This is a genomic window from Streptomyces sp. NPDC002889 (assembly GCF_042888425.1).
Lineage (GTDB): Bacteria > Actinomycetota > Actinomycetes > Streptomycetales > Streptomycetaceae > Streptomyces.
On sequence record NZ_JBIAPT010000008.1, the window covers coordinates 31,769 to 44,942 of the forward strand.

9 protein-coding genes are annotated in these 13,174 nt (G+C 70.2%); 4 read left to right on the forward strand and 5 right to left on the reverse strand.

Going from position 1 to position 13,174, the window contains the following annotated elements; translation table 11 throughout:
- Positions 1 to 173 precede the first annotated feature (173 nt).
- The 3 genes from ACFYWI_RS13585 to ACFYWI_RS13595 all read left to right on the forward strand — a co-directional run bounded on the left by ACFYWI_RS13585 (position 174) and on the right by ACFYWI_RS13595 (position 3,908).
- Entirely contained in the window at positions 174 to 1,943 is a 1,770-nt protein-coding gene (locus tag ACFYWI_RS13585; protein ID WP_389230936.1) for an SDR family oxidoreductase, read from the forward strand.
- Positions 1,944 to 2,270: 327 nt separating this feature from the next.
- Positions 2,271 to 3,212 carry a MerR family transcriptional regulator gene (locus tag ACFYWI_RS13590; RefSeq protein ID WP_389230192.1) on the forward strand — a complete coding sequence of 314 codons (942 nt, stop codon included), beginning with the start codon at positions 2,271 to 2,273 and terminating at the stop codon, positions 3,210 to 3,212.
- 126 nt (positions 3,213 to 3,338) lie between these two features.
- Positions 3,339 to 3,908 (forward strand): RNA 2'-phosphotransferase, encoded by a 570-nt coding sequence (locus ACFYWI_RS13595; RefSeq protein ID WP_389230195.1) that lies wholly within the window; start codon positions 3,339 to 3,341, stop codon positions 3,906 to 3,908.
- An 87-nt stretch (positions 3,909 to 3,995) separates the two neighbouring features.
- On the opposite strand, the gene ACFYWI_RS13600 is transcribed toward ACFYWI_RS13595, so the two are convergent.
- The gene (locus ACFYWI_RS13600) at positions 3,996 to 4,895 is read right to left on the reverse strand and encodes an LLM class flavin-dependent oxidoreductase (RefSeq protein ID WP_389230199.1); all 900 of its coding nucleotides are present in this window, start codon (positions 4,893 to 4,895) and stop codon (positions 3,996 to 3,998) included.
- Between the two features lie 95 nt (positions 4,896 to 4,990).
- Between ACFYWI_RS13600 and ACFYWI_RS13605 the strand changes: the two genes are divergently transcribed.
- Entirely contained in the window at positions 4,991 to 5,854 is an 864-nt protein-coding gene (locus ACFYWI_RS13605; protein ID WP_389230202.1) for a Cof-type HAD-IIB family hydrolase, read from the forward strand.
- A 19-nt stretch (positions 5,855 to 5,873) separates the two neighbouring features.
- Here the strand turns inward: ACFYWI_RS13605 and ACFYWI_RS13610 are convergent, their stop codons facing one another.
- The 4 genes from ACFYWI_RS13610 to ACFYWI_RS13625 all read right to left on the reverse strand — a co-directional run bounded on the left by ACFYWI_RS13610 (position 5,874) and on the right by ACFYWI_RS13625 (position 13,141).
- On the reverse strand, positions 5,874 to 6,920 hold the full coding sequence (locus tag ACFYWI_RS13610) for a peptidoglycan DD-metalloendopeptidase family protein (protein ID WP_389230205.1): 1,047 nt from the start codon (positions 6,918 to 6,920) through the stop codon (positions 5,874 to 5,876).
- A gap of 144 nt (positions 6,921 to 7,064) precedes the next feature.
- Entirely contained in the window at positions 7,065 to 10,595 is a 3,531-nt protein-coding gene (gene cydD, locus ACFYWI_RS13615; RefSeq protein WP_389230209.1) for a thiol reductant ABC exporter subunit CydD, read from the reverse strand.
- A gap of 15 nt (positions 10,596 to 10,610) precedes the next feature.
- Positions 10,611 to 11,612 carry a cytochrome d ubiquinol oxidase subunit II gene (gene cydB / locus ACFYWI_RS13620; RefSeq protein ID WP_389230212.1) on the reverse strand — a complete coding sequence of 334 codons (1,002 nt, stop codon included), beginning with the start codon at positions 11,610 to 11,612 and terminating at the stop codon, positions 10,611 to 10,613.
- A gap of 20 nt (positions 11,613 to 11,632) precedes the next feature.
- The gene (locus ACFYWI_RS13625) at positions 11,633 to 13,141 is read right to left on the reverse strand and encodes a cytochrome ubiquinol oxidase subunit I (protein WP_389230215.1); all 1,509 of its coding nucleotides are present in this window, start codon (positions 13,139 to 13,141) and stop codon (positions 11,633 to 11,635) included.
- Between the last annotated feature and the right edge of the window lie 33 nt (positions 13,142 to 13,174).

Below are 13,174 nucleotides of genomic sequence, written 5' to 3' on the forward strand. Positions count from 1 at the left end.
GCAGTGGCAAGCGAACTGACCGCGGCTGTACGGGGATTCAGGGGCGTCCAGCGCCTCGCCGGCGGCCACGCGAAGGCCCTCGCGGCGCAGCGGAAGCCCCGGGGGACCGAGCGAGCGCCGGGCAAAGGAGAGGCCGGCGCAGGCCCCTCGGAGAAGTCGGCGTGAGCGCCGGCGTGAGTATCGCCGGGGCACGCGAGCGCCGGATCCGTACGGGCGGGATCGAACTGTGCGTCGCCGAGCTGGGCGACGAGAGCCGGCCGACCGTGATTCTGGTGCACGGCTATCCGGACAGCAAGGAGGTCTGGTCCAAGGTCGCGACCAGGCTGGCGGACCGCTTACATGTGGTGCTCTACGACGTCCGGGGGCACGGCCGCTCCAGCGCGCCCACCCCGCTGCGCGGCGGCTTCACGCTCGAGAAGCTGACGGACGACTTCCTGGCCGTCGCCGACGCGGTGAGCCCGGACCGGCCGGTGCATCTGGTCGGCCACGACTGGGGATCGGTCCAGGCCTGGGAGTTTGTCACCGTCCGGCGCACCGAGGGCCGGATCGCCTCCTTCACCTCCATGTCCGGGCCCTCCCTCGACCACTTCGGGCACTGGATCAAACGGCGGATGCGCCGGCCGACACCGCGCAGGGCCGGCCAGCTCCTCGGCCAGGGCGCCAAGTCCTGGTACGTGTACATGCTGCATACGCCGGTATTGCCCGAGCTCGCCTGGCGCGGACCGCTGGGCAGGCGGTGGCCGAAGATCCTGCAGCGGGTCGAGAAACTCCCGGCCGGTGACTACCCCACGGCCTCGCTGCCCCAGGACGCCGCGCACGGAGCGTGGCTGTACCGGGACAATGTCCGGGCCCGGCTGCGCCGACCGCGCGACGATGCGTATGCCCATGTACCCGTCCAGCTGATCACTCCGACCGGAGACGCCTTCCTCTCGGAGCGGCTCTACGACGACCTGGGCACCTGGGTCCCACACTTGACCCGGCGCACGCTGTCGGCCAAGCACTGGGTACCACGTACCAGGCCGGACCAACTGACTTCCTGGATAGCCGAGTTCGTCACCACGCACGAGGGCCGTCCGGCCGGCACGGCCGCGACGGCGCCCGTCCCCCGGGGGCCGTACGCCGAGCGGTTCGGCGGACAGCTCGTGCTGGTGACGGGTGCGGCCAGCGGCATCGGGCGGGCCACGGCGCTCGCGTTCGCGCAGGCGGGTGCACGGGTCGTGGCTGTCGACCGGGATGCGCGGGGAGTGACCCGGACGGCGGAGATGTCACGACTGGCCGGCGCGCCCGAAGCGTGGGACGAGACGGTGGACGTCAGCGACGAGCAGGCGATGGAGAAGCTCGCCGCGAAGGTCGCCGCCGAGTACGGCGTGGTGGACGTGCTGGTCAACAACGCGGGCATCGGGGTGTCGGGCTCGTTCCTCGACACCAGCGCCGAGGACTGGCGGAAGGTCCTGGACGTCAATCTGTGGGGCGTCATCCACGGCTGTCGGCTGTTCGGCAGGCAGATGGCCGAGCGCGGACAGGGCGGCCATATCGTCAACACCGCGTCCGCGGCGGCGTACCAGCCCTCCAGGGTGCTGCCCGCGTACAGCACCTCGAAGGCGGCTGTGCTGATGCTCAGCGAGTGTCTGCGCGCGGAGCTCGCGGGCAAGGGCATCGGTGTCTCGGCGATCTGCCCCGGAATCGTGAACACCAACATCACGGCCACGACGCGCTTCGCGGGTGTGGACGAGGCCGAGGAGAAGCGCCGGCAGCAGCGGGCCGCGCGGCTGTACCGGCTGCGCAACTACCCGCCGGAGAAGGTGGCCGACGCGATCCTGCGGGCGGTCGTGGACAACGAGGCGGTCGTGCCCGTGACACCCGAGGCCAGAACCACGTATTTCCTGTCGCGGTTCGGGCCGAGGGCACTGCGCGCGATTGCGAGGATGGAGCCACGGCTGTGATCCCGGGTCAGCAGGCGCAGCCGGCCTGCCGGGCGGGCCCCATGCCCGGCAGACAGTCTGTCTGCCCCGGACCCTTCCTGTTCAGCAGCAGGCGCCCCGCCGGCCTGCGACCCGTGCCCGGCGTTCCCGGCGGACTGCGGTCCGTGCGCGGCCGGCGGCGGGGTACGGCCGTACCCGGCTGTGCCCGGCGGTCGTACGATCCCTCGCACGAGGGATCGCTGAGCACGGCCGTCGCACAACTCGCGGCTTCGCTCGCGGCCCGTGCCGAGGCGGGCACGGCGGGCCGCGCCGCCTTGCCGTAGGCGGACTGTCATCGAGGGAGCGGCCTTGTCCGAACCGTCAGTCGCCGAGTACCGGATCGAGGATCTCGCGCACCGCAGTGGTGCCACGGTCCGTACGATCCGCGCCTACCAGGACCGCGGACTGCTGCCCAAACCCGAGCGGCGCGGTCGTTCCAACGTCTACGGCTCCCCCCACCTCACGCGCCTGCGGCAGATCGCCGACCTGCTCGACCGTGGCTACACACTGGCCTCGATCAAGGAGTTGCTGGAGGCATGGGACACGGGGCGCGGCCTCGGCGGAGTGCTCGGGCTCGTGGCCGAGGTGCAGGGGCCTTGGACCGACGAGGAAGCGACCCGTATCTCACGGGCGGAGCTGGAGGAGAGGTTCGGCGGGAAGCCGGACGAGGAGTCGCTGGCCGAGGCGGTGGAACTGGGCGTGCTGGAAAGCGTACCGGGCAAGAGCGACGAGTTCCTCGTGCCCAGTCCCCAAGAGCTCTCTGTGGCCATCGAGTTGCATGCCGCGGGCGTGCCGCTCCCCGCAATCTCCGCCCATCTGAGAGAACTTCGCGGCCAGATCGAGCACATTGCTTCGCGTTTCCTCGAGTTCACCACCGAGCACGTCTTCGCCCGCTATCTGGAACACAGACCGCCCACGGACGCGGATGCGGCCGAGGCGGCGTCCTTGGTCCGGCGGCTTCGTCCGCTCGCACAGCACACGATGGACGCCGAACTGGCCCGCGCCATGAGGACATTCGCGACACTTCACCTGCAACAGCACCTGAGGGCGGACGGGTCGCCCGCGGTGGGGATCGAGCACCGGGCGGTGACACTGCCCGCTCGGACAATCCAGGCGGTTCAGGCTCTGGTTGGCGAGGAGCACACCGCCGCGTTCATTGCCGCCGCGACCGAACGGGAGCTGCAGGCACGCGCCTTGGACTCTCTCGCCTCAACTCGTCGCCATGTGGAACAATTTGACCAAAAGGGTTAAATCACAGGACTGTTGTCCACAGAATCGCCAATTCCCCTGTGGATAACACTAGTTGGCTGTGGATCAAACCTGAGTGCCAAATTTTTACAGTGGCGTCGATGACCTTCTCCCGTGCACCCTGACGGGATGAACGAAAGATCCGACGCCACGCCCGACGAGCGGCGCACCGTCAAGGTGTCGAAGTACCTCTCCAAGCATCTGCGCCACCAGCCGGAACGGATCGGCATCACTCTCGACGCGAACGGCTGGGTGCCGATCGACGAACTGATGCGTGCGGCGGCCGAGAACGGATTCCGCTTCACCCGCGCCGAGCTCGACCATGTGGTCGCCGTCAACGACAAGCGGCGTTTCACCATTGACGGTGACCGCATCCGCGCCAACCAGGGCCACACCGTCGAGGTCGACCTGGGCCTCCCGCGGGCGGAACCGCCCGAGTACCTGTACCACGGCACCGGCGTCCGCAGCCTGGACGCGATCCGCGCCGAGGGGCTGCGCCCCATGAGCCGCCACGATGTCCATCTGTCGCCCGATCGCGAGACCGCGACCCGGGTCGGCGCACGCCGCGGCCGTCCGGTCGTCCTGTCGGTGCGATCCGGCGCGATGCACCGGGCCGGCCACATCTTCCAGGTGAGCGCGAACGGAGTCTGGCTCACTGCCGCCGTGCCGCCGCAGTTCATCAGCTTTCCGGACTCATAGCCCGGTCGAGCAGGCGTCGACCGGAACAACACGACGGAAGAGACAGCGAGTCGCCGGGCGCTGGGCCAGGCCCGGCACGTCGCCCCCTCAGCCGCCCAGCTGGGCCAGGCCCTCGGTCGCGATCTGCTCGAAGACCGCCTGGTCGGCGGCGAAGTCCGAGTCGGGAATGGGCGAGTGGACGACGATCTCGTCGAAGCCGAGCTCGAAGTGCCTGCCCGCGAAGTCGACGAAGGCGTCCAGTGACCGAAGCGGCCGGTCCCGATCGGGGGTGAAGCCGGTGAGCAGGATCTTGTCGATCGCGGACGCCTCCCGGCCGACGTCGGCACATGCCTTGGCGAGCTTCGCCATCTGGCCGCGGATGGCCTCACGGGACTCCTCGGGGGTCCCGGTCTCGAAGAGCTTCGGGTCACCGGTGGTCACCCATGACTGGCCGTGCTCCGCCGCCAGCCTCAACCCTCGCGGCCCGGTCGCGGCGACGGCGAAGGGCAGGCGGGGCCGCTGTACGCAGCCGGGGATGTTGCGGGCCTCGACCGCCGAGTAGAAGGTCCCCTCGTAGGTCACGGAGTCCTCGGTCAGCAGCCGGTCGAGCAGGGGCACGAACTCGGCGAAGCGTTCTGCCCGTTCCCTGGGCGTCCATGCCTCCTGGCCCATCGCCGTCGCGTCGAAGCCCGTACCGCCGGCGCCGATGCCCAGCGTGATCCGTCCGCCCGAGACGTCGTCCAGCGAGATCAGGTCCTTGGCCAGGGTGACCGGGTGCCGGAAGTTCGGAGAGGTCACCAGCGTGCCCAGCCTCAGCCGCTCGGTGGCGGCCGCCGCGGCGGTCAGGGTGGGCACCGCGCCGTACCAGGGACCGTCCCGAAAGGTCCGCCACGACAGGTGGTCATAGGTGTACGCGGCGTGAAAACCGAGCTGCTCGGCGCGCAGCCACTCGTCACGACCGCCTTGACGCCAGGCGCGGACAGGAAGGATCACGGTACTCAAACGCATGCGTCGAGCGTACGTCCCCCGAGCCACCCCCTGGTACTCACTCAGATGTGCGGGCGGCCGCACGCACGTGCAGCACGGTACGGGAGAATGGATCGGTGACCTCAGCTATCGATTCCCGCCCCCTGCCCACCAGCCCCCGGCTGATCGCCACCGACCTCGACGGCACCCTGCTGCGCGACGACAAGTCCGTCTCGGACCGCACCATCGCCGCGCTCGCCGCCGCGGAGGAGGCCGGGATCGAGGTCTTCTTCGTCACCGGCAGGCCGGCCCGCTGGATGGATGTCGTCAGCGACCACGTCCACGGCCACGGCCTCGCCATCTGCGCAAACGGCGCGGCCGTGGTGGATCTGCATGCGGGCGGGAAGCTGCTGGAGGTCCGCGATCTGCCGCGGGCTCGTGCTCTGGATGTCGTACGTACGCTGCGCGACGCCGCCCCCGGCACCTCCTTCGCGGTCGAGCTGGCGACCGGCATCCACTACGAGCCGCACTATCCCCCGTTCCACCTCGACCCCGGGGCGACCGTCGCCACCGCCGAGAAGCTGCTGAGCGAGGAGCGGCCCGGCGAGGGCGCCCCGGTGATCAAACTGCTCGCCCAGCATCCCGAGCTGACGCCCGACGGCTTCCTCACCCTCGCGCGCACCGCCGCCGGTCAGCTCGCGTCCTTCACCCGCTCCAGCCCGACCGCGCTGCTGGAGATCAGCGGCCTGGGAGTGAGCAAGGCGAGCACCCTCGCGCTGTGCTGTGCGCAGCGCGGGATCTCCGCCGACGAGGTCGTGGCGTTCGGGGACATGCCCAACGACGTGGAGATGCTGACCTGGGCGGGGACCTCGTACGCGATGGGCAACGCCCACCCCGATGTGATAGCAGCGGCTTCCGGGCGGACGATAGCCAACAACGAGGACGGCGTCGCCGTGGTGATCGAGGAGATCCTCGCCCGGCGGCAGAAGCAGCAGCGCTGACCACCGGTCGGCGGCGTGCTCAGAGAAACACCCCGCGCTCCTTCAGCCAGGCCACCGGATCCACCCCGGAGCCCAGATACGGCGTGAGCCGCACCTCGAAATGCAGGTGCGGCCCCGTCGAGTTGCCCGTGGTGCCCGCCTGGCCGATCCACTGCCCGGCGCGCACCTGCTCGCCGGTGTCGACGGTTACAGCCGCCAGGTGCGCATACTGCGAGTAGTAGCCGTTCGGGTGCTGGATAACGATCTCGATGCCGAACCCTCCGCCGCACGAGACGGACACGACCCGGCCCGCTCCGACCGACCGCGCGGGCGCCCCGATGCCCACCGCGAAGTCCTGCCCGGTGTGCCGGTGCGCCCAGCGCTCACCCGCACTGTCGAAACCGGCGGACAGGCTGTACTTCTCCACCGGCGTCACCCACTCCGAACCCCGCGGCACGCCCCCCGGCTGCTTGAGCCGCACGGGGCCGGCACACGCGCCCGCCGCCACACTGCGGTCCGCCTCACCCTGCAGATCCCACTGCGCGCTCTCCAGCTTGGTCTCGATGCCGCGCTTGATGTCGGCGAGCCGGGCGCGGCGGGCGTCGAGGTCGCGCCAGGCGGCCCGGGCCCGGTCCTCTGCCCGCGCCAGCCGCCGCTCGGCCTGCCTGGCCCGCTCCAGCAGCCGGTTGACCGCCACCTCCGCCTGCCAGGCCAGCCGCCGTGCCCGCATCAGCTCCTCGGGGTTGTCGGCGAGCAGCAGCCCGGCAGCGTGGACCAGCGGACTGCCGGTGCGGTACTGGTCACGGGCGACAGCGCCGAGGGCGTCGTGGATGGCACCAAGGGTGCGCCGCTTCCGCGTCAGCTGGCGCTGGAGTTTGTCGGCCGAGGCACCCTGCGCCTCGGCCGCGCGCCTTCCCCGCTCGTACTGCTCGGTGGCCCTGCCCGCCTCCTCGTACAGGCGCGCGACTTCGACGCTGAGGGCGGGACCGGGGCCGTCGGACGCGGTGGCGGTGGGTACTGCCGTGCCGAGGAGCGTGCACAGCACCACGGGAACGAGCAGCAGCCGGTCGCGGTGTCTCAAGCACATCCACGGATCGTCACCCGGCGCCGGTGTGATTTCCCGTACCGCTGAGGTGTCGTACGGCCACCTGGCCCAGTGACCGTCGCGACCGGGGCAACGGCGGACCTGATCCTCCGGTCCGGGCACTGCCCCCGGCCGGTACGTCCCGTGTCAGACAGGAAGTCGGGTACTGAGCAGGTCTGCGGCCCTCTCCCGCTCCAGCATCCGGCGCAGCGGCCCGTCGACATCGGCGAGCTCCTCGTACCGGCCGCGCTGCACGCAGCGCCCCTCCTCCAGAACGACGATCTCGTCGACTGCTTCCAGACCACGCAGCCGGTGCGTGATCAGCACGGTCGCCACACCTTCGGCGGCGCGGCTCTCGGTCGCCGCCAGCAGATCGGCGGTCAGCGCATCGGCCGTTGCGAGATCGAGGTGCTCGGCCGGCTCGTCGAGCATCAGCACCGGGAACCGGGCAAGCAGCGCACGCGCCAGTGCCAGCCTCTGGCGCTGACCGCCGGAAAGCCGCGCACCGTGCTCGCCCACGAGTGTGTCGAGACCGTGGGGCAGGGCATCGACCCACTCCAGCAGCCGGGCGTCACGCAGCGCCTGCCGCAGCTCCTCCTCCGTGGCCGCGGTGCGGGCGAGCCTGAGGTTCTCGCGCAGGGAGCTGTCGAAGAGATGGGCATCCTGCGCGCACAGCCCCACGAACGTGCGCACCGCGTCCTCGTCCATTGCCGCCGCGGTCACTCCACCGATGGTGTACGTCCCCGTGCGGAGGTCCAGGAAGCGCAGCAGCAGCTGGGCAAGGGTCGTCTTTCCCGATCCCGACGCTCCGACGACCGCGATCCGCTGTCCGGCCGTCAGCGTCAGGTCGAAGTCTTCGAGCGCGTCCCGCCGCTGGTCCGGGTGGCGGGCGCAGATCCCTCGCAGCTCGAGTGGGAACGCCGTGCCCGGCGGGGCGGCAGGCTGACGCGGTTCCTGCACCGGGACGGGCGCGTCCAGCACCTCGTACACCCGCGCGGCGCTACGCCTGACCCGCTGGCGGTACTGGACGGCCAGGGGCAGTCCTGTGACCGCTTCGAACGCGGCGAGCGGTGTCAGCACGACGACCGCCAGACTGACCCCGTCGAGCCGCCCGTCCCGCACGGCCTGGACCCCGACGAACGCGGCGCACACCACGGTCAGGCCGCATACCAGCGCGGAGAGGCCGGCGCCGAGCGCCGTCGCAGCCGCACCCCGGGCGGCGATACGAGTGAGCTCCCGGTCCGCCTCGCGTGCTCCTGCGAGCCACCGCTTCAGCGCTCCGCCGATCGTCAACTCGGCCGTCCCGCCGAGCAGATCGGCGATGCGGCCGGCCAGTGTCCCTCGCGCGGTGGCCAGCCGCCCCTCGGCCCGGCGCGCGAACGCCGCCCCGGCCATCGGCACGCCCACTCCTGCGGCGAGCAGCCCGGCGGCGAGGACCGCACCGGCCTCGGGCAGCAGCCATGCCGTGAACGTGACGGACGCCGCTCCGACGACAGCGGCTGTCCCCGCGGGCAGCAGCCAGCGCAGCCAATAGTCCTGGAGGGCGTCCACATCGGCGACCAGCCGTGAGAGCAGGTCCCCACGTCGGGCACGGCGCAGCCCGGCGGGGGCGATCCGCTCCAGCCTGCGGTAGACCGACACCCGCATCTCGGCGAGCATCCGCAGCACGGCATCGTGGGACACGAGCCGCTCCGCGTAACGAAAGACGGCCCGTCCGATACCGAAGGCCCGGGTCGCCGTCACAGCCACCATCAGATAGAGCACGGGCGGCTGTTCGGACGCGCGGGAGATCAGCCAACCGGACACCGCCATCAGCCCCACGGCGGACCCGAGCGCCACACTGCCCAGCGCCAGTGCGAGAACGAGCCGACCGCGCAGTTCCCCGGCGGCCGCCCGCACCCGCGCCAGCGGCGAGCGCGGCTCCGACTGAGGGGACACCTGCGCGTTCGCGGTTCGGGTCGGCAGCTCTTCCGGCACGGAACGTGTCCCTGGTCCGACGGGCGCAGCACCTTCTTCGGTACGTCCGCCCTCTGGCGCGGGGGCACTGCGCCGGGTGAGCGTGACCACCCGGTCCGCCACGGCCAGCAGCGCGGGACGGTGCACGACGAGCAGCACCGTCCGCCCGCGCGCCAGACGTCCCACGGCCCGGGCGATGCCCGCCTCCGTCTCGCCGTCGAGTGCCGCGGTGGGTTCGTCGAGCAGCAGGAGCGGCCGGTCCGCGAGGAACGCCCGGGCCAGCGCGAGCCGTTGCCGCTGCCCGGCCGAGAGTCCCGCCCCGTCCTCGCCGAGCCAGGTGCCCGCGCCCAGGGGGAGTGCGGAGACGAAGTCGTACGCCTCTGCCTCCCGCAGCGCCGCATGCACCGCCGTGTCATCGGCGTCCGGCCGCGCGAGCCGGACGTTCTCAGCGATCGTCCCGGCGAACAGATACGGCCGCTGGGGCACCCAGGCGATCTGCTCCCTCCACTGGTCGGGATCGAGATCGGCCAGGTCCGTACCGCCGATACGCACCTGCCCTTCGGCGGGCACGGCAAAGCCCAGCAGCACATTCAGCAGCGTCGACTTCCCGACCCCGCTCTCCCCGACCAACGCGACCGTCTCGCCGGGCTCCACCACGAGAGAGGCCGCATCCAGCGAGGCCTCATCGCGCCCCTCGTGCCGCACGGTCACCGCGTCGAGCTCCAGCCGGAGCGTGTCCGGCACCCGGCCCGTACCCGCCGCCCGTGGCTGGGTGCCCAGCACCTCGAAGATCTCCTCCGCGGCCGACAGCCCCTCCGCCGCCGCGTGATACTGCGCGCCGACCTGGCGGATCGGCAGATACGCCTCGGGCGCCAGCATCAGGATCACCAGACCCGTGTACAGATCCAGGTCACCATGGACGAGCCGCATACCGATGCCGACCGCGACCAGCGCCACCGACAGGGTCGACAGCAACTCCAGTGCGAACGACGACAGGAACGCGATCCTCAGAGTGCGCAGGGTCGCCTGCCGGTACTGGGAGGTGATGGCCCGGATCGACTCGGCCTGTGCCTTCGCCCGCCCGAACACCTTCAGGGTCGGCAGGCCGGCGACCACGTCCAGGAAGTGACCCGACAGCCGGGACAGCACATGCCACTGACGGTCCATCCGGGCCTGTGTCGCCCAGCCGATCAGCACCATGAACAGAGGGATCAGCGGCAGCGTCACCACGATGACCGCGGCCGAGATCCAGTCCTCGGTCACGATCCGCGCCAGCACCGCGACCGGCACCACCACCGCGAGCCCCAGCTGTGGCAGGTAGCGCGAGAAGTAGTCGTCCAGTGCGTCGATGCCACGCGTCGCGAGCGCGACGAGCGATCCACTGCGCTGCCCGCTCAGCCAGTCCGGGCCCAGCTCCGCGGCACGCTCCAGCAGTCGGCCGCGGAGCTCCGACTTGACCGCGGCGCTTGCCCGGTGCGCGGCCAGTTCCGTCAACCAGGCCACGGCCGCCCGGCCGAGAGCGACCGCCGCGAGCAGCGCGAGCGGCGTCGCCGAACCGGAGGTGGTCAGCCCCTGCTGGAACGCACCGACCACGACCTCGGCGATCAGCATCGCCTGGGCGATGACCAGCGCCGCCCCGGCCAGCCCGAGGGCCACCACCGCGATCAGGAAGTGCCGGGTGGCCCGGGCGTACCGGAGCAGTCGCGGGTCGATCGGTTTCACGTGAAACATCCCCCGCTAATGGGCATCGGCGATGTGCTGGGTGCCGATCCGCTTGCGGAACACCCAGTACGTCCAGCCCTGGTAGAGCATGACGAGCGGCGCGGCGATACCAGCACACCACGTCATGATCTTCAACGTGTACGGGCTCGACGAGGCGTTGGTGACCGTCAGGCTCCAGGCGTCATTGAGCGAGGACGGCATGACGTTCGGGAAGAGGGTGAGGAACAGCATCGCCACGGCTGCCGCGATGGTCACCCCCGACAGTGCGAACGACCAGCCCTCGCGGCCCGCCTTGATGGCTACGACCGCCCCGACCAGCGCCGCCACCGCGACGATCATCGCGATCAGGCTGGTGCCGTCACCGCGCGAGATCTGGGTCCAGAGCAGAAATCCGAGCGCCACCACGGCCGTGAGCAGTCCGAGCTTCAGCGCCAGTGCCCGGGCCCTGGTCCTGATGTCCCCCACCGTCTTCAGCGCGGCGAACACCGCGCCATGGAAGGTGAAGAGCGTGAGCGTCACCAGCCCGCCCAGGAGCGCGTACGGGTTGAGGAGGTCGAAGAAGGAGCCGACGTACTCCTTGTTCTCGTCGATCTTCACTCCGCGCACGATGTTGCCGAACGCCACACCCCACAGCAGGGCCGGAAGCAGCGAGGTCCAGAAGATCGCGTGCTCCCAGTTGGTCTGCCAGCGCTCCTCGCTGCGCTTGTGCCGGTACTCGAAGGCGACCCCGCGCACGATCAGACAGACCAGGATGGACAGCAGGGGCAGATAGAAGCCGGAGAAGAGCGTGGCGTACCACTCGGGAAAGGCGGCGAAGGTCGCGCCACCGGCGGTCAGCAGCCACACTTCGTTGCCGTCCCAGACGGGTCCTATGGTGTTGATCAGGACGCGCCGCTCGCTCCGGTCCCTGGCCAGCAGCTTCGTCAGGACGCCGACTCCGAAGTCGAATCCCTCCAGGAAGAAGTAGCCGATCCACAGGACGGCGATGAGTACGAACCAGACGTCGTGGAGTTCCATGCCTCAGCTCCTCAGCGGTCTCAGTACGAGAAGGCCATCGGGCGGTCGGCGTCACGGTCGTCGCCGCCGATCCTGGTGGGCGGATTGAGGTCGGCCTCGGTGAGCTCGGGCGGTCCGGCCTTGACGTACTTCACCAGCAGCCGGACCTCGATCACGGCGAGCACCGCGTATAGCAGGGTGAAGACGGTCATCGAGGTGAGGACCTCGGCCTGGGAGACACCGGGGGACACCGCATCCCGCGTGCGCAGCACGCCGTAGACGACCCAGGGCTGGCGGCCCATCTCGGTGAAGATCCAGCCCCAGGAGTTGGCGATCAGCGGGAACGCCATGGTCCACAGGGCGATGAGCCAGTACCACCTGCTCAGCCGGGGGCTCAGCGCCTTGTTCCGGAAGAGGACCAGATGCGGGACCTCGTCCTCGGAGGTCCGCAGCGCGGGCGGCAGAAGGAACTTCCTGCGGGTCAGCCAGAGGCCGAGCATGCCGATGCCGAGGGATGCCATCCCGAAGCCGATCATCCAGCGGAAGCCCCAGTAGGCGACGGGGATGTTGGGCCGGTAGTCGCCGGGGCCGAACCTCTCCTGCTCCGCCTTGTTGACGTCGTTGATGCCCGGGACATACGAGTCGAAGTCGTCGTTGGCCAGGAAGGACAGCAGGCCCGGGACCTCTATCGCCACCTTGTTGTGGCCGGCGTCGACGTCCCCGTAGGCGAAGATCGAGAAGGGCGCGGGCGCCTCGCCGTCCCAGAGCGCCTCGGCGGCGGCCATCTTCATGGGCTGCTGCTTGAACATGACCTTGCCGAGCAGGTCACCACTGACGGCGGTGAGCAGTCCGGCGATCGCGATGGTGACCAGCCCGAGCCGCAGCGAGGTGCGCATCACCGGGATGTGCTTCCTGCGGGCCAGATGGAAGGCGGAGATGCCGGCCAAGAAGGCGCCGCCGACGAGGAAGGCGGCCGTCATGGTGTGGAAGAACTGGGTGAGCGCGGTGTTCTGGGTGAGGACCTGCCAGAAGTCGGTGAGCTCGGCCCGCCCGCGTTCCTCGTTGATCCGGTAGCCGACCGGGTGCTGCATCCAGGAGTTGGCCGCGAGGATGAAGTACGCGGACAGGATGGTGCCGATCGAGACCATCCAGATGCAGGCGAGATGGATCTTCTTCGGCAGCTTGTCCCAGCCGAAGATCCACAGTCCGACGAAGGTCGACTCGAAGAAGAACGCGATCAGCGCCTCGAAGGCGAGCGGGGCGCCGAAGATGTCGCCGACGAAGCGCGAGTAGTCCGACCAGTTCATGCCGAACTGGAACTCCTGCACGATCCCCGTGACGACGCCCATGGCGATGTTGATCAGAAAGAGCTTGCCCCAGAACTTGGTGGCCCTGAGGTATTTCTCGTTCTCCGTGCGCACCCAGGCGGTCTGCAGGCCGGCGGTGAGCGCGGCGAGCGAGATCGTCAGGGGGACGAAGAGGAAGTGGTAGACGGTGGTGATGCCGAACTGCCAACGCGCCAGGGTTTCCGGCGCCAGAGCCAGGTCCACGTCGTCATCTCCTTACTCGCCATGATCACAGCG

Bases quoted from the DNA above. Each gene is read 5' to 3' on its own strand.
- ACFYWI_RS13595 (WP_389230195.1), top strand. From the start codon at position 3,339: ATGAACGAAAGATCCGACGCCACGCCCGACGAGCGGCGCACCGTCAAG.
- ACFYWI_RS13600 (WP_389230199.1), bottom strand. From the start codon at position 4,895: ATGCGTTTGAGTACCGTGATCCTTCCTGTCCGCGCCTGGCGTCAAGGC.
- ACFYWI_RS13610 (WP_389230205.1), bottom strand. From the start codon at position 6,920: ATGTGCTTGAGACACCGCGACCGGCTGCTGCTCGTTCCCGTGGTGCTG.
- cydB (WP_389230212.1), bottom strand. From the start codon at position 11,612: ATGGAACTCCACGACGTCTGGTTCGTACTCATCGCCGTCCTGTGGATC.